Annotated in this window: 17 protein-coding genes; 6 read left to right on the top strand and 11 right to left on the bottom strand. The window is 59.0% G+C overall.

The genetic code is table 11. The annotated features are described in order from the left end of the window. The 5 genes from HGP31_RS08710 to HGP31_RS08690 all read right to left on the bottom strand — a co-directional run bounded on the left by HGP31_RS08710 (nt 1) and on the right by HGP31_RS08690 (nt 4,657). Entirely contained in the window at nt 1–537 is a 537-nt protein-coding gene (locus tag HGP31_RS08710; protein WP_168757472.1) for a C40 family peptidase, read from the bottom strand. A 165-nt stretch (nt 538–702) separates the two neighbouring features. Continuing rightward, complete coding sequence (locus HGP31_RS08705; RefSeq protein ID WP_042955704.1) at nt 703–1,350, bottom strand: C40 family peptidase; 648 nt, start codon at nt 1,348–1,350, stop codon at nt 703–705. Between the two features lie 226 nt (nt 1,351–1,576). After that, nucleotides 1,577–2,281 carry a DnaA regulatory inactivator Hda gene (gene hda, locus HGP31_RS08700; protein ID WP_008063324.1) on the bottom strand — a complete coding sequence of 235 codons (705 nt, stop codon included), beginning with the start codon at nt 2,279–2,281 and terminating at the stop codon, nt 1,577–1,579. A 197-nt stretch (nt 2,282–2,478) separates the two neighbouring features. Then, nucleotides 2,479–3,552: an AI-2E family transporter gene (locus HGP31_RS08695; protein WP_168757471.1), complete on the bottom strand. Its 1,074-nt coding sequence runs from the start codon at nt 3,550–3,552 to the stop codon at nt 2,479–2,481. 37 nt (nt 3,553–3,589) lie between these two features. Next, nucleotides 3,590–4,657, bottom strand: coding sequence for a DUF2066 domain-containing protein (locus HGP31_RS08690; RefSeq protein WP_168757470.1), 1,068 nt, complete (start codon nt 4,655–4,657; stop codon nt 3,590–3,592). Nucleotides 4,658–5,042: 385 nt separating this feature from the next. On the opposite strand from HGP31_RS08690, the gene purM reads away from it, so the two are divergent. The 5 genes from purM to HGP31_RS08665 all read left to right on the top strand — a co-directional run bounded on the left by purM (nt 5,043) and on the right by HGP31_RS08665 (nt 8,939). Next, nucleotides 5,043–6,101 (top strand): phosphoribosylformylglycinamidine cyclo-ligase, encoded by a 1,059-nt coding sequence (gene purM, locus HGP31_RS08685; protein ID WP_033044269.1) that lies wholly within the window; start codon nt 5,043–5,045, stop codon nt 6,099–6,101. Continuing rightward, nucleotides 6,101–6,751: a phosphoribosylglycinamide formyltransferase gene (purN, locus tag HGP31_RS08680; RefSeq protein ID WP_033044271.1), complete on the top strand. Its 651-nt coding sequence runs from the start codon at nt 6,101–6,103 to the stop codon at nt 6,749–6,751. Before purM ends, purN begins: the two co-directional genes overlap by 1 nt. A gap of 8 nt (nt 6,752–6,759) precedes the next feature. Continuing rightward, nucleotides 6,760–7,473 (top strand): DUF3108 domain-containing protein, encoded by a 714-nt coding sequence (locus tag HGP31_RS08675; RefSeq protein WP_020799791.1) that lies wholly within the window; start codon nt 6,760–6,762, stop codon nt 7,471–7,473. Nucleotides 7,474–7,599: 126 nt separating this feature from the next. Beyond that, nucleotides 7,600–8,016, top strand: a complete 417-nt coding sequence (locus tag HGP31_RS08670; protein ID WP_033044272.1) for an OsmC family protein — start codon at nt 7,600–7,602, stop codon at nt 8,014–8,016. A 62-nt stretch (nt 8,017–8,078) separates the two neighbouring features. Then, a complete protein-coding gene (locus tag HGP31_RS08665) occupies nt 8,079–8,939 on the top strand; it encodes a pirin family protein (protein WP_151141012.1) in 861 nt (286 codons plus the stop codon). A gap of 134 nt (nt 8,940–9,073) precedes the next feature. On the opposite strand, the gene HGP31_RS08660 is transcribed toward HGP31_RS08665, so the two are convergent. The 4 genes from HGP31_RS08660 to HGP31_RS08645 all read right to left on the bottom strand — a co-directional run bounded on the left by HGP31_RS08660 (nt 9,074) and on the right by HGP31_RS08645 (nt 12,782). After that, nucleotides 9,074–9,802, bottom strand: coding sequence for a dienelactone hydrolase family protein (locus HGP31_RS08660; RefSeq protein ID WP_020799794.1), 729 nt, complete (start codon nt 9,800–9,802; stop codon nt 9,074–9,076). 68 nt (nt 9,803–9,870) lie between these two features. Further along, nucleotides 9,871–11,775: a molecular chaperone HtpG gene (htpG, locus tag HGP31_RS08655; protein ID WP_033044612.1), complete on the bottom strand. Its 1,905-nt coding sequence runs from the start codon at nt 11,773–11,775 to the stop codon at nt 9,871–9,873. 81 nt (nt 11,776–11,856) lie between these two features. Then, complete coding sequence (locus tag HGP31_RS08650; RefSeq protein WP_168757469.1) at nt 11,857–12,309, bottom strand: PaaI family thioesterase; 453 nt, start codon at nt 12,307–12,309, stop codon at nt 11,857–11,859. Next, the gene (locus tag HGP31_RS08645) at nt 12,306–12,782 is read right to left on the bottom strand and encodes a PaaI family thioesterase (RefSeq protein WP_020799797.1); all 477 of its coding nucleotides are present in this window, start codon (nt 12,780–12,782) and stop codon (nt 12,306–12,308) included. The genes HGP31_RS08650 and HGP31_RS08645 overlap by 4 nt, the downstream gene beginning before the upstream one ends. A gap of 158 nt (nt 12,783–12,940) precedes the next feature. On the opposite strand from HGP31_RS08645, the gene HGP31_RS08640 reads away from it, so the two are divergent. Then, entirely contained in the window at nt 12,941–13,177 is a 237-nt protein-coding gene (locus HGP31_RS08640; RefSeq protein WP_020799798.1) for a hypothetical protein, read from the top strand. 67 nt (nt 13,178–13,244) lie between these two features. Here the strand turns inward: HGP31_RS08640 and HGP31_RS08635 are convergent, their stop codons facing one another. Both HGP31_RS08635 and HGP31_RS08630 read right to left on the bottom strand, forming a co-directional pair. Then, nucleotides 13,245–13,646: an MAPEG family protein gene (locus tag HGP31_RS08635; protein WP_151141006.1), complete on the bottom strand. Its 402-nt coding sequence runs from the start codon at nt 13,644–13,646 to the stop codon at nt 13,245–13,247. Beyond that, nucleotides 13,646–14,383, bottom strand: coding sequence for a DUF599 domain-containing protein (locus HGP31_RS08630; protein ID WP_020799800.1), 738 nt, complete (start codon nt 14,381–14,383; stop codon nt 13,646–13,648). Before HGP31_RS08630 ends, HGP31_RS08635 begins: the two co-directional genes overlap by 1 nt. Nucleotides 14,384–14,571: the final 188 nt, after the last annotated feature.

Here is a 14,571-nt window from a genome sequence, read left to right as displayed (position 1 = left end):
TTACGGGTTGCGCGCCAAATGCTCGGGTTGCAGGACGCGCTTGGCACTCAGGTAGGCTCTTTGCCAATAAGCCTTGGACAAGCTGTCGAGCTTGACCGTGCCACCGGTAGCCGGCGCATGCACGAAACGGCCCTCGCCAACGTAGATGCCGGCATGGCTGACCTGGGAACCACCGTTGGTGGCGAAGAAAATCAGGTCACCGGTTTGCAGGCCTTCCTTGCCGACATTGGCCGCTTGCATGGAGATCATTTCGCGGGTGGTACGGGGCAGGGAAATACCGGCCATGTCACGGTAGACGTAGCCAATCAGGCCACTGCAATCAAATCCGGAGTCCGGCGTGTTACCGCCCCAGCGATAAGGCGTGCCGACCAGCCCCAACGCGCGAAACAGCACGTCTTGCGCTTCAGGCGAAAAGTCCTGGGAGGAATTGAACACGATGGGCGCGAGAACCACCGGCGCAGGCGGCGGTGTACGGCTTGCACAGGCACTGAGCAGCGCTGCGAACAACATGATTGCGAGGCGGGCCGACATCGTCATAAGCAGAGCATCCTGATCAGGCTGCGGCTAATTTCTGCGGGAGCGCAGAAAAGAAAACCGCCTGCGGATCACGCAGGCGGTTTGCCATCATTCATGAATCAGAATTTTAGCGCTTATCAGGCAAACTTCAAGTAAGACTTTAAGTTCGCCTTACGAAATGTGCGCTTACTTGCGGGCAGTGACGATTGGCGCCGCTGCAGGAGCCATGGCGAGTGCTCGCTTGGCTTCGATGAAGGTCTTGCTCCAGTAGCTATCACCGAGGTTGTCGATGCGCACACCACCGCTTTTGCGGCTGCTGGAGTGAATGAACTGATTGTCACCCAGGTAGATCCCGGCATGACTGACGCGACCGCGACGACCGTTGGTGGCGAAGAACAGCAGGTCACCTGGCTCAAGTTTACTGCGCGATACCAGCGGCGCATCAACGTTGATCATTTCGCGAGTGGAGCGTGGCAGGTTCATGCCCGCTTCTTCACGGAACAGATAACCGATAAAACCGCTGCAATCGAAACCGGCTTCGGAGGTACCGCCGAAACGGTAACGGGTACCGATCAGGGACATGCCGCGTTCGAGGATGCTGTCGGCCAGAACCGGAAGCTGGTACGACTTACCATCGGCGAAGCTGGCCAGTTCTTTTTCAGTAGCCGCTTCTTCGAGTTCAAACGCTTGCTTATAGAGAGCGGAAGACTGGGCGGAACCGGAATGTTGAACCTGCTGTTGTTGCGCTTGCTCGGACACTGGCGTGTGGGCAGCGCAACCGAACAACAGGGTAACGAGTGCGAGGGGCACGAGGGGTGCAAAGCGATTTAGCATGGGCACGACCGTGGCTGAATGGTTTTCAAGAGCCGAGACTATGCCTTCTATCATCCTCATTTGCAAATTCAATCGAACTTTTTGTGACTTCTTGGTTTCCCGATTACATCTAAGCGCTAAAGCCCATTCCAGACACTTGCGCAGCCTGCCCCCATCAGGAAAGCGGATTTTCTGACGCCTTGAATCTGTCGAAATTCGCTGCAAGCCTTGAATTTACGGGACCTGGCTACCAGCCCAGGGTTTCTTTCAGGAACGGGATGGTCAGCTTGCGCTGCGCTTGAAGAGAGGCCTGGTCGAGTTGCTCAAGCAGTTCGAACAACGCACTCATGCTGCGGGTACCGCGGGTCAGGATGAAGTGCCCGACCTCGTCGGTGAGGTGCAGGCCGCGGCGAGATGCACGCAACTGCAGGGCGCGCAACTTGTCTTCGTCGGAGAGTGGGCGCATCTGGAATATCAGCGCCAGGGTCAGGCGCGACTTGAGGTCCGCCAGCTTTACCGGCAGCTCGCGTGGCGAAGTCGACGCGGCAATCAACAGGCGCCGACCACTGTCACGCAGGCGGTTGAACAGGTGGAACAACGCTTCTTCCCAGTCAGCCTTGCCCGCCACCGCCTGCAAGTCATCCAGGCAGACCAGCTCGTATTGCTCGAGGTTGTCGAGAATCTCGATGCCGCGATCCATCAGCTCGGCCAGCGGCAGGTACACCGCTGGTTCACCCATCTGTTCGAAGCGCAGGCACGCGGCCTGCAACAGATGCGTACGCCCTACCCCATGCTTGCCCCACAGGTAGATCAGGCTTTCGGTCCAGCCGGCGTCGGCTTCGCACAGCCGCTCGACATAGCCGAGTGCAGCGGCATTGGCGCCTGGGTAGTAGTTGATGAAGGTGGCGTCGTCACGCAGACGCACACCTAGGGGCAGCTGAATCGGTTTCATGCTGACTGAACAGTTCCAAAGGAACCGTTAGTGGCCTCTGTGTAAAGTTTGCGAAGTTTATACCCGTGAAGCCGACCGCACAATGCGACAGACCACAAGCAAAATCAAAGGTTTGCGTTAGCGCACCGGTTTTATGACAGATTCTCTGGCGCCATGGGCAGCCACCGGGCGTCAATCCGGGCTGCCCGCGACCCCTTCTACTGCTGTGGTTCGTCCACACCACTGTACATACCAGAATCCTTATACAAATCATGCACATGGCGCAACAGCACCATGATCACCGCCGCCACGGGCAGCGCCAGCAACACACCGGTGAAACCAAACAGTTCGCCCCCGGCCAGAATGGCGAAGATCACTGCCACCGGGTGCAGGCCGATGCGGTCCCCCACCAACAAGGGCGTGAGCACCATGCCCTCGAGCGCCTGACCGACCATGAACACCGCGACAATACCCATCATGGGGTACAGATCGCCGCCAAACTGGAACAGCCCGGCAATCAGCGCCGCACCAATGCCAATGATAAAGCCCATGTACGGCACAATCGCCGCCAGACCGGCAATCATCCCGATCAACAAGCCCAACTCCAGGCCCACCAGCATTAGACCCGCGGCGTAGATCACACCCAACGCGACCATCACCAGCAATTGCCCGCGGACGAAGGCACCAAGCACTTCATGGCACTCCGCGGCCAGCGCCACTGCGCGCTCTTCGCGATCGCGCGGCAGCAGGCTGCGGATCTTGGCCATCATCAGGTCCCAGTCCCGCAGCAAGTAGAAACTCACCACCGGAATCAACACCAGGTTCGCCAGCCAGCCGATCAACGCCAAACCAGATGCCGTCGCCTGGCTCAACACCACGCCAACGATGTCGGTCGTCTGCCCCATGTGCTCGCTGATCGCGGCCTTGAGTTTGTCGAACTTCCAGAAGCCCTCCGACAGGCCGAACTTCGATTGCGCCCAGGGCAATGCAGTGTGCTGCAGCCAATCGAGCATCTGCGGCGCCAGTTCATACAAGCGAAACAACTGCTTGGCGAGCATCGGCACCAACACCAGCAACAGCGTGGTGAAGATCAGGGTGAACAACGCAAATACCGCAATCACGCCCCAGGTCCGGGACAGTCCGGCGTTTTCCAGCCGATCCACCAGGGGGTCAAACAGATAGGCCAACAACAACGCCACCAGGAACGGCGTGAGGATCGGGTGCAACAGCCAGACAAACGCGCAGAGCAAGAGCACTCCACCCAACCAGAACCAACGCCGCGTATCGGCCATGAACCACTCCATTGCTTCTATATAAAGAAAGAAAATCCTACCAGCGGAAACGCAATTGCGGCGTCGGTGCCGGTGCGGGCGCTACCGCGGGAACCGAACCACCGGCGACAGGCTGGACCGGCGCCGCGGGCACCGGCGCCGGCTCCCCCGCAACCTCCTGCAACCTGGCCAGCGATAATTGCGCTCGCAGTTGATCGGTACTGCCATTGACCCGATAAAGAATCCGGTCGCCGTCGACACTTTGCGGACGACCGCCGAAAGGCTCCAACAGGCGCCCCAGGGTCGCATACCGCTCCAGATTCATGCCCTGGACCTCCAGCAACTGCGCGGCCGAGGCCCCAGGCTTTACGACAAATCGAGGCGCGAGCCGCTGGTTGACCGCTAGCATTACCGCGTCCGCCAATGCGGCTTGATCGGCGCCTTGGGCGATGCCGGCCTCTTTCTGGTCGCCCAGCCACAATTGCCACTTGGCTTGCCATTGGCCGCCCTCTTCACGGGCATGGACCGCCAGCAAGGCGTCGGCATTGTAACGCTGTGACGCGCTGCGCAGTGCCGACGGATCGGCACTTTCCAGATTCGGCCCGGTGCCGACGATTTGTTCGTTCAAGTCCGCCAGCGGCAGACGCAGGGGCAAACCACGGTGCTGCGCGGCGCGACGCAGGGGTGTCGCACCGGCCTGACCATCGCCCACCAGGCTCGAACCCTCGGTGTAATCGTTCAACCACCAGCCCAGTATCGACGGCCGATTGGCGCCCCACATCGCCAACCCGGCCCGACGCAGGGCCTGATCGGTGGTGCCCGGGTCGAAATCGACTTTCAACACTTCCGGCGGGCCTGCCTCAAAGCCGTATTGGCTGATGATTTGCTGCGGGTCTTTGCGAATCGCCGCCAACCCGGGATTCTGCGGCGCCTTGGGATCGCCGGTCAGGCGCAAGACCAGCGTATCGAGCGCTCGCTGCGTGGCTTGCTCACGCTCCTCTGGCGACTGGCCGTTGACCGGTTCGCGCACTTGATAGAGGCCTTTGACGGTTTCAGCATGGCCTACCAGGCTGGTCAGGCTAACCAGTGACAAACAGCCCACAAACAAGAATTTACAAAAACCCATGGAATATTCCTGAAGACAAAGGCGGCTGGAACAGACCGCATGAAGGCGATCGGGCAAGGCTGTGACCATTGCCGAACGCAAAACATTCACACGCCCTGGGTAAGTTTTCGCACTGTGCTAACGATAGACGGTTAATGACGACACCCCGTACAGGCGAGCAGGATGTCATCCACACCAACTAATGGCAGTTTTTTTCGGCCGATATGCCCCCTGCCGTCGGCGTGAGGATGGCCGCTGCCCTTCAAGCCTGATAAAATCGCGCGCCTTCGCAGACCGGCAACAGCCGGGCACCCTCGAATATCGCGTGAGGCAATCACCTTCGTCGATGTCGGCGGTCCCGCTGGACTCGGTCGTTACCCAGAAATCCCCCCTAAAGGCCTGGATCATGAGCAAGCAACCCTCCCTGAGCTACAAGGACGCCGGTGTAGACATCGACGCCGGTGAAGCATTGGTCGAACGCATCAAGAGCGTCGCCAAGCGCACTGCGCGCCCGGAAGTCATGGGCGGCCTGGGCGGTTTTGGCGCCCTCTGCGAAATCCCGGCCGGCTACAAGCAGCCCGTGCTGGTTTCCGGTACTGACGGCGTCGGCACCAAGCTGCGCCTGGCCTTGAACCTGAACAAGCACGACAGCATCGGCATCGACCTGGTTGCCATGTGCGTCAACGACCTGGTGGTGTGCGGCGCAGAGCCGCTGTTCTTCCTCGACTACTACGCCACCGGCAAGCTCAACGTCGAAACCGCGACCCAGGTCGTGACTGGCATCGGCGCTGGTTGCGAACTGTCCGGTTGCTCCCTGGTGGGCGGCGAAACCGCAGAAATGCCTGGCATGTACGAAGGCGAAGACTACGACCTGGCCGGCTTCTGCGTTGGCGTCGTGGAAAAAGCCGAGATCATCGACGGTTCCAAGGTCGCTGCTGGCGATGCCCTGCTCGCCCTGCCGTCTTCCGGCCCGCACTCCAACGGCTACTCGCTGATCCGCAAGATCATCGAAGTATCCGGTGCCGACATCGAGAACACCCAACTCGACGGCAAGCCGCTGACCGACCTGCTGATGGCCCCGACCCGTATCTACGTGAAGCCGCTGCTCAAGCTGATCAAGGAAACAGGCGCGGTCAAGGCCATGGCCCACATCACCGGTGGCGGCCTGCTGGACAACATCCCGCGCGTCCTGCCAAAAGGCGCACAAGCGGTGGTTGACGTGGCAAGCTGGACTCGCCCTGCGGTGTTCGACTGGCTGCAGGAAAAAGGCAACGTCGACGAAAACGAAATGCACCGCGTGCTGAACTGCGGCGTAGGCATGGTTATCTGCGTCGCTCAAGAGCACGTGGAAACCGCGCTGAACGTGCTGCGTGAAGCCGGCGAGCAGCCTTGGGTCATCGGTCAGATCGCCACCGCTGCCGAAGGCGCAGCCCAGGTTGAACTGAAGAACCTCAAGGCTCATTAATGTCAGCCACCTGTGATGTTGTGGTGCTGCTCTCCGGCACCGGCAGTAACTTGCAGGCCTTGATCGACAGCACGCAGACCGGCGACAGCCCGGTCCGCGTCGCTGCGGTGATCTCCAACCGCGCCGACGCCTATGGCCTGCAACGCGCCAGGGACGCGGGTATCGAAACCCGTACCCTGGATCACAAGGCTTTCGAAGGCCGCGAGGCCTTCGACGCCGCGCTGATCGAACTGATCGACGCCTTCAATCCCAAACTCGTGGTACTGGCCGGATTCATGCGCATTCTCAGCGCTGATTTCGTACGCCACTACGCGGGTCGCCTGCTCAATATCCATCCCTCGCTGCTACCCAAATACAAAGGGTTACACACTCATCAGCGCGCGCTGGAGGCCGGGGACGCCGAACACGGCTGCTCCGTGCACTTCGTCACCGAGGAACTCGATGGCGGACCACTGGTCGTACAAGCAGTAATACCGGTAGAGTTGCACGACTCGCCGCAGAGCCTGGCGCAGCGAGTCCATGTACAGGAACACCTGATCTACCCCATGGCCGTACGCTGGTTTGCCGAAGGCCGGCTATCGCTCAGTGAACAAGGTGCTTTACTGGATGGACAGCTGCTTGCGCCCAGCGGCCACTTGATTCGAACCTAGGAGATTTTATGCGTCGCGCCCTGCTCTTCGCTTGTGCTCTGCTCGCCTTGCCCTTCGCACAGGCCGCAGACCTTCAACCCTTCTCCGCCAGCTACACCGCCGACTGGAAACAGTTGCCCATGAGCGGCACGGCTGAACGCAGCCTGACCAAGCAAGCCAATGGCGTCTGGAAGCTCAACTTCAAGGCGTCGATGATGATCGCCAGCCTGTCCGAAGAAAGCACCCTGACCGTCGACAAGGACACCTTGCTGCCACAGTCCTACCATTTCGAACGCGGAGGCCTGGGCAAAGCCAAGAAGGCCGACCTGGACTTCGACTGGACCGCCAAGAAGGTTACCGGTACCGATCGTGGTGACGCGGTCAATATCCCGCTGAACCGCGGCATGCTCGACAAATCCACCTACCAGCTGGCGCTGCAGCATGACGTGGCCGCCGGCAAGAAAAGCATGAGCTATCAGGTGGTCGATGATGGCGAAGTCGATACCTATGACTTCCGCGTGCTGGGTGCGGAAAAAGTCGACACCAAGGCTGGCCAGATCGATGCGATCAAGGTCGAGCGCGTGCGCGACCCGACACAAAGCAAGCGCATCACCGTCCTGTGGTTCGCCAAGGATTGGGATTACCTGCTGGTCCGCCTGCAACAGGTCGAGACCGACGGCAAGGAGTACAACATCATGCTCCTGGACGGCACGGTCAACGGCAAGCCGGTTAAAGGTAGCTGAGCCCACCGACATGAAAAAGCCTCGCGATTGCGGGGCTTTTTCTTGGAACGCACCATCGGAGCAAGGCTCTATACCTTCAACGCCTTTTTTGATCGAATGACCTTTCCCGTCGCTTGCGAGGTTCCCATGACTGTCACCGTCAACACCGTCTCCGCCGAAGGTTTGCGCCATACCGTACAGATCGATGATCACGAACTCTTTGCCGATGCGCCCGTTACCGCAGGCGGCGAAGGCTCGGCCCCGGAGCCACACGATTACTTCGATGCCGCACTGGGCGCATGCAAGGCCCTGACCTTGAAGATGTATGCGAAGAAAAAGGACATTCCGCTGACGGGGGTTGGCGTCGAGGTCAAACGCGACAACAGTGAAGAGCAGAAAGGCAAATATGCCCTGCATGTGAAACTGACCCTCAAGGGTGTACTCACCGACGCCCAGCGCGAAGAGCTGCACCGCGTGGCCGACCGCTGCCCGGTACACAAGCTGATGACCAGCAGTGAAGTCAGCATCGAAACCCATCTGTCCGAAGGCGCGTTCAGCCAATAGCGGCAACGGCTGCGCAAGCGGGTTATGCTCGACCGCATCACCCGCTCAGCCTGGAACGCACCATGAACACTCCGCTCGTGATCCGCCCCCGCGCCGAAGATGTCGAAGGCCAACCGATTCTTCGCCCTTTGCCGTCAGCCAAATGCCGCAATGTCGGGCCCTTCGTGTTTTTCGACCACATGCTGCAAACCCGCTATGCCGCGGGAGAAGGCATGAACATCCGCCAGCATCCGCACATCGGCCTGTCCACCCTCACCTACCTCTTTGAAGGCCAGCTGCAGCACAAGGACAGCCTTGGCTCGGATCAGGTGGTGAGCGCCGGCGATGTCAGCTGGATGACCGCCGGCAGCGCGATCGCCCATGTCGAGCGCACACCCCAGGCACTGAAAGAAAGCGGCTTTACGATGCACGGCCTGCAGATCTGGCTGGCGTCGCCAAAAGACCGGGAGCAGGGCCCGGGACACTACAGTCATCACCCGGCGAGCACCTTGCCAGTCAGCGAGAACCTTGGGGTGAAGATCCGCATGATCGCAGGCTCGGGCTTTTGCCTGGAATCGCCAGTGCCGGTGCTTTCCCCTACGCTGTATGCCGAACTGCACCTGCAAACGGCGACGACCTTGCTGATTCCCACTGAGCATGAAGAGCGCGCGCTGTATGTGTTGAGCGGTGAAGTGCGATTGGATGGCGAATCGATAGAGCCGCATTCGCTGGTGGTGTTGCCGCCCGGGGAAGAGATGACATTGTTCGCCGAGAGCGACTGTCATGCTGTGGTGTTCGGTGGCGCGCCGCTGGACGGGCCACGGCGGATCAACTGGAATTTCGTGGCAAGCGACCCGGCGGCTATCGATGAAGCGCGGCGGCGCTGGGCGGCCGGGGATTGGCCAACGGTGCCGGGGGAAGTTGAGAGGATTGAACTGCCTTAAATTCTTTTTAGCAGTTACACCGCCTTCGCGAGCAAGCCCGCTCCCACAGTTGACCGCATTCTAATGTGGGAGCGGGCTTTTGCTCGCGAAGAGGCCGGCACTAACACCAACCAGGTGAAGCAAAACTACCGCAATCAGCCCTTGAACACTTCATCCAGCAAGTTGTGCATCGAAGTGAACGCGCGTGCGGCGACCTTCGCGTCGTACATCATCATGCCCGGCACGTTCGCATGCGGATCGGTGAACGAATGGAACGCACCGCCGTAACTCAGCAGTTGCCAATCCACGCCAGCCGCGTTCATTTCATCTTCAAACGCGGGCAGCTGTTCTTTAGGCACCAATGGATCGGAAGCGCCATGCAGTACCAGCACCTTGCCCTTGATGTTTTTCGCATCGGCCGGATTCGGTGTATCCAGCGTGCCGTGGAACGAGACAGCCGCTTTCACCGGCGCACCCGTACGGGCAAACTCCAGCGCGCAGCAGCCACCGAAACAGAAACCGAACGTGGCCAGTTTCGACGTATCGACAGCGGCCTCACCCTGGCTTTGCAACTGTTCGAACGCCACTTGCATGCGCTTGCGCAGCAACGGCCGGTCATTCTTGAGCGGCATCATTGCCGCGCCTGCCTCATCATTGTTCTGCGGGCGCACCGATTGGCCGTAGAGGTCCGCGATCAGCACCACATAGCCCTTGGCCGCCACCGATTTGGCGATTTCCTCGGCACCGGCACCCACGCCCATCCAGTTCGGCGCCATCAACAAACCCGGACGCGGGCCCTTGTGATCAGCGTCGAAGGCCAGGCGGCTTTCGTACGGCTGGCCGTCAATCTGATAAGCAACAGAACGTACAGTGATTTGGCTCATATCTGACTCCTGATTATTTAAACACCAGAATGAAAAAACCCGCCGAAGCGGGTTTTTCTACAACGCCGTTAAGCCGACAGCTCAACCAGCAGCTTGTTCAGACGGCGCACATAGGCCGCCGGGTCTTTCAAGCTGTCGCCGGCCGCCAGGGCCGCTTGATCGAAGAGGATGTGCGACAGATCGCCGAAGCGCTCGTCGCTCTGCTCGCTGTCGAGCTTCTCGATCAGTGGGTGAGCCGGGTTGAATTCGAAGATCGGCTTCGAATCCGGAACCTTCTGCCCGCTGGCTTCGAGGATCTGACGCATCTGCAGGCCCAGGTCCTGCTCGCCGATGGCCAGGATCGCCGGGGAATCGGTCAGGCGATGGGATACCCGTACTTCAGCAACGGATTCGCCCAGTGCAGTCTTCAGACGCTCAACCAGGCCTTCTTTGGACTTGGCGACTTCTTCAGCGGCTTTCTTGTCCTCTTCCGAGTCCAGGTTGCCGAGGTCCAGGTCACCGCGTGCCACGTCGACAAAGCCCTTGCCGTCGAAATCGCTGAGGTAGCTCATCAGCCACTCGTCGATACGGTCGGTCAGCAGCAGCACTTCGATGCCTTTCTTGCGGAAGACTTCCAGGTGCGGGCTGTTCTTGACTTGCGCGTAGGTTTCGCCGGTCAGGTAGTAGATCTTGTCCTGGCCTTCCTTGGCGCGTGCCAGGTACTCAGTCAGGCCGACAACCTGTTCGCCGTCATCACCATTGGTCGAGGCAAAACGCAGCAAGCCAGCGATTTTCTCTTTGTTGGCGAAGTCTTCTGCCGGGCCTTCTTTCATGACCTGGCCGAAGTTTTTCCAGAAGCCCTTGTATTGCTCTGGATCGTTCTTCGCCAGCTTTTCCAGCATGTCCAGCACGCGCTTGGTCAGTGCCGACTTCATGGAGTCGATGATCGGGTCTTTCTGCAGGATTTCCCGCGACACGTTCAGCGACAGGTCGTTGGAGTCGACCACGCCCTTGATGAAGCGCAGGTACAGCGGCAGGAAGGACTCGGCCTGATCCATGACGAACACGCGCTGCACGTACAGCTTCAGGCCTTTCGGCGCTTCACGCTGGTACAGGTCGAATGGAGCACGGGCCGGCACGTACAGCAGCGAGCTGTATTCCAGCTTGCCTTCGACCTTGTTGTGGCTCCAGCTCAGCGGGTTTTCGAAGTCGTGGGCGATGTGCTTGTAGAACTCCTGGTATTCCTCGTCCTTGATTTCGGTACGCGGACGGGTCCACAAGGCGCTGGCGCGGTTGACGGTTTCCCATTCAACGGCAGGCTTCTCTTCACCCTCGACAGCTGCCACTTCTTTGGGCAACTCGATCGGCAAGGCGATGTGGTCGGAATACTTCTTGATGATGTTACGCAGGCGCCAGCCATCGGCGAACTCGTCTTCACCGGATTTCAGGTGCAGGACGATACGGGTACCGCGCTCGGCCTTGTCGATGGTCGCGACTTCGAAATCGCCCTCACCTTTGGACGACCAGTGCACGCCTTCGCTGGCATCGCTGCCCGCACGACGGCTGTACACATCGACTTTGTCGGCGACGATGAAGGCCGAGTAGAAGCCAACACCGAACTGACCGATCAGGTGCGAGTCTTTCTTCTGGTCGCCCGTCAGGTGCTTCATGAAATCGGCGGTGCCGGATTTGGCGATGGTGCCCAAGTGGGTGATCGCGTCTTCGCGGCTCATGCCGATGCCGTTGTCTTCGAGGGTGACGGTCTTGGCGTCCTTGTCGAAGCTCACACGGATTTTCAGCTCAGCGCCGCCTTCGAGCAATTGCGGCTTGGCCAGCGCTTCGAAACGTAATTTGTCTACAGCGTCAGAGGCGTTCGAGATCAGTTCGCGAAGGAAAATTTCCTTGTTGGAATACAGCGAATGGATCATGAGGTGCAGCAGTTGCTTCACCTCGGTCTGGAAGCCCAGGGTTTCCTTTTGAGTTTCCACACTCATGGTCATCAAACTCCAATCAGATGGCATAAGCCGCGACCATGAGGGTCGGCGGCGGGTTGTCATCAGAGTTGGGGGCTCCATTCAGGATTTCAAGGGCTCATCGAGTTTGAAATGCGCCCGCGCCGTGGCGATGGGCTCGGCTTCAGTGCTTTGCCACGCGGTTACCGCCACATTGGCGACCCGGCGTCCCTGGCGACAGACCTGGCAGCGGGCCCAGGTATCGCGAAACTGCCCGGCGCGCAGGTAATCGAGGGAGAAGTCGATGATCTTTGGCACGCAAGGCGAACCGGTGGCCACCAACAGGTGCAGCGCGGCGGACAATTCCATGAACCCGGCGATTACGCCGCCATGGATGGCCGGCAATAAAGGGTTACCTATGTTGTCCTTGTTGGCCGGCAGGCGAAACAACAACTCATCCCCCACCCGCGAACATTCGACACCGATCAAACTGGCGTAGGGAATCAGGCTCAACAACGGGGCGTACTCTCCCCGCTCATGGGCCAGTTGCACTTGCTCCTTGAACGACTCACTCATGCCGCACCTCCGGCGATAGTGCCGCCAAAACCCTTGGTGCCTTTGATGCCCTTGCCCATGCGCATGAAAGTGCCCACGACATGGGCAATGGGCTGTTCGGGATCATCCTGATAGGCAAAGCCGCGGGCAAAGATCACATCAGTGGTCACCCGATAGCATTGCGCGAAACCGTAGACATCCTTGTTCGGTTCGGCTGCGTGCATGTAGTCGATGCGCAAATCGAGGGTGGGGCAAACTTCGAACTCCGGGAGCACGCAGAGGGTAGACATGCCGCAAGCGGTGTCCATCAATGTGGTCAGGACGCCGCCGTGAATCACGCCCGTCAGGGGATTGCCGACGATCTGCGGGCTATAAGGCAGCACCACGGTGAGCCCGTCGGCACTGGCGCTGTGAACTCGTAATCCGAGCACCTGGCAATGCCGCAGCGCCGACAAAAATCGTGTTGCACGCTCAAAAACGGGATTTTCAGCCATTTGATAAAGACTCTTGTTTACAGTGCTTCAGTGAAGTCGGGGCCCAGGTAAAAGTTCCGCGTTAGAACAAACTTATATATCTCTGGGATTTGAGGAACTTAACCCTGTTGGCTGTGCTCTTAAGGCCAGTAGATAATTTCCATAAGGAGAAACACCCCATGCGTAAGACTTTAGCTATTGCCTTGATGTTGACCGCTTCCCTCGGTCTCGCTGCCTGCGATAAAAAATCCGAGGACAAAGCTCAAGATGCCAACCAACATGCTGAGCAAGCCCAGGAAAAAATGAGCGAAGCTCAGGATAAAGTGAACGATGCGGCGAAAGAAAACGCCGAAGCTGCCAAAGCTCAGGCTGAATCGAACGCAGCAGCACAAGAAGAAGCTGCCAAGAAGCAATAAGCCGCTTCTCGCTGCGATAAAAGAAAACCCGCCAAGTGCGGGTTTTCTTTTATCGGCGATTGACTCGTTAGAGCAAAATCGTTCGAAAAGTCGGACTAATCATCAACAACAACGAGCAGATCAAACCCACCAGCCACACCAGACTTCGCTGCCAGGCCAGGTCCTTCCAATAGCACACCAGATAGATAACTCGCGCTACCACAAAGATAATTGCCAGCAAATCGATGAGCCATCCCGCTGTTTGCGTGGTGTGGGCCATCAACACACCCACCGCAAACAATATGAAAGCTTCGAAGCTGTTCTGATGGGCCGCCACCGCGCGCGCGCCCAGGCCTGTAAGTTGCGCCTGCTGTTGGCGCGGCAGGTGGTTGTTGTAACCCCCCTGCTGTTTCATCGCCGTGGTCACGGGCATGCGCGCCACGTAAATCAGCACGGCACTGATAAATACGCACCAGAATGGAATACTCATCAAGCGGCCTCTTTGTTCGCCTCGGGCAACGGTGCCTCTGTAGGGGTATAGACCATGACATCGAGAACGTCGGAGTGAAACTCACGGCGGTACAGCACGAACACGACGCCGGCACTCATCAACATGAACAACCAGGGGCTGACGAACCAGGCCAACATGGTCATGCCGAAATAGTAGGAACGCAGGCCGAAGTTGAACTGGTTGGCGGCCATGGAAATAACCCGGGCAGCACGGTTGGCAAAGGCTTTGCGCTCCAGCTCCGACACATGTCGCTCACCGACCATGGGCGCCGAGCCCACCAGGATGGCCGCGAAGTTGTACTGGCGCATGCACCAGCTGAAGGTAAAGAACGCGTAGACGAACACCAGTGCCAGGCACAACAACTTGATCTCGGACATCCCCTGGGAAGCCTGTTGCACCATCGGGATATCCGCCAGCAACGACACCGCCCTTTCGGACGCCCCAAGTACCGTGAGAATACCGGCCAGGATAATCAGGGTACTGGAGGCAAAGAACGACGCATTGCGTTCCAGGTTGCCGATCACGCTGGCATCGGCGATGCGGTTATCACGCAACAGCATGCGGCGCATCCAGTCTTCGCGATACAGATGCAGCACGCTGGCCAGGCAGGCGGTATCTCGGCCTTTCCAGGTCGCATAGCGGGTGTAGCCGCCCCAGCAGATGACGAACCAGATGGCAGCGAGGATGTGGATCAGGTTGGCTTGGATGAACGACATGCAGGTCCTTGTGATGTGGTGGCGGAACACCGTACCCCTTGTAGGAGCGAGTATGCTCGCGAAGGTCGCGAACTATGGCGCGTGTTTACTGAATACACGCGTTGCTCTCAGGTTTTTCGCGAGCATGCTCGCTCCTACAGGGGATTGCGCAGTCTTTCGACGTTAGCGCAGAAGAAAAGACACCGCAT

The organism is Pseudomonas umsongensis (genome assembly GCF_012647205.1).
Classification (GTDB): domain Bacteria; phylum Pseudomonadota; class Gammaproteobacteria; order Pseudomonadales; family Pseudomonadaceae; genus Aquipseudomonas; species Aquipseudomonas umsongensis.
Note: the sequence above shows the minus strand (reverse complement) of the source record. Positions and strands in the feature narration are given on the sequence as shown.

Bases quoted from the DNA above. Each gene is read 5' to 3' on its own strand.
- purM (WP_033044269.1), top strand. From the start codon at position 5,043: ATGAGCAAGCAACCCTCCCTGAGCTACAAGGACGCCGGTGTAGACATC.
- HGP31_RS08710 (WP_168757472.1), bottom strand. From the start codon at position 537: ATGACGATGTCGGCCCGCCTCGCAATCATGTTGTTCGCAGCGCTGCTC.
- HGP31_RS08690 (WP_168757470.1), bottom strand. From the start codon at position 4,657: ATGGGTTTTTGTAAATTCTTGTTTGTGGGCTGTTTGTCACTGGTTAGC.
- HGP31_RS08645 (WP_020799797.1), bottom strand. From the start codon at position 12,782: ATGGCTGAAAATCCCGTTTTTGAGCGTGCAACACGATTTTTGTCGGCG.
- HGP31_RS08635 (WP_151141006.1), bottom strand. From the start codon at position 13,646: ATGAGTATTCCATTCTGGTGCGTATTTATCAGTGCCGTGCTGATTTAC.
- htpG (WP_033044612.1), bottom strand. From the start codon at position 11,775: ATGAGTGTGGAAACTCAAAAGGAAACCCTGGGCTTCCAGACCGAGGTG.
- HGP31_RS08695 (WP_168757471.1), bottom strand. From the start codon at position 3,552: ATGGCCGATACGCGGCGTTGGTTCTGGTTGGGTGGAGTGCTCTTGCTC.
- HGP31_RS08675 (WP_020799791.1), top strand. From the start codon at position 6,760: ATGCGTCGCGCCCTGCTCTTCGCTTGTGCTCTGCTCGCCTTGCCCTTC.
- HGP31_RS08670 (WP_033044272.1), top strand. From the start codon at position 7,600: ATGACTGTCACCGTCAACACCGTCTCCGCCGAAGGTTTGCGCCATACC.
- HGP31_RS08650 (WP_168757469.1), bottom strand. From the start codon at position 12,309: ATGAGTGAGTCGTTCAAGGAGCAAGTGCAACTGGCCCATGAGCGGGGA.
- hda (WP_008063324.1), bottom strand. From the start codon at position 2,281: ATGAAACCGATTCAGCTGCCCCTAGGTGTGCGTCTGCGTGACGACGCC.
- HGP31_RS08630 (WP_020799800.1), bottom strand. From the start codon at position 14,383: ATGTCGTTCATCCAAGCCAACCTGATCCACATCCTCGCTGCCATCTGG.
- HGP31_RS08665 (WP_151141012.1), top strand. From the start codon at position 8,079: ATGAACACTCCGCTCGTGATCCGCCCCCGCGCCGAAGATGTCGAAGGC.
- HGP31_RS08660 (WP_020799794.1), bottom strand. From the start codon at position 9,802: ATGAGCCAAATCACTGTACGTTCTGTTGCTTATCAGATTGACGGCCAG.
- HGP31_RS08640 (WP_020799798.1), top strand. From the start codon at position 12,941: ATGCGTAAGACTTTAGCTATTGCCTTGATGTTGACCGCTTCCCTCGGT.
- purN (WP_033044271.1), top strand. From the start codon at position 6,101: ATGTCAGCCACCTGTGATGTTGTGGTGCTGCTCTCCGGCACCGGCAGT.
- HGP31_RS08705 (WP_042955704.1), bottom strand. From the start codon at position 1,350: ATGCTAAATCGCTTTGCACCCCTCGTGCCCCTCGCACTCGTTACCCTG.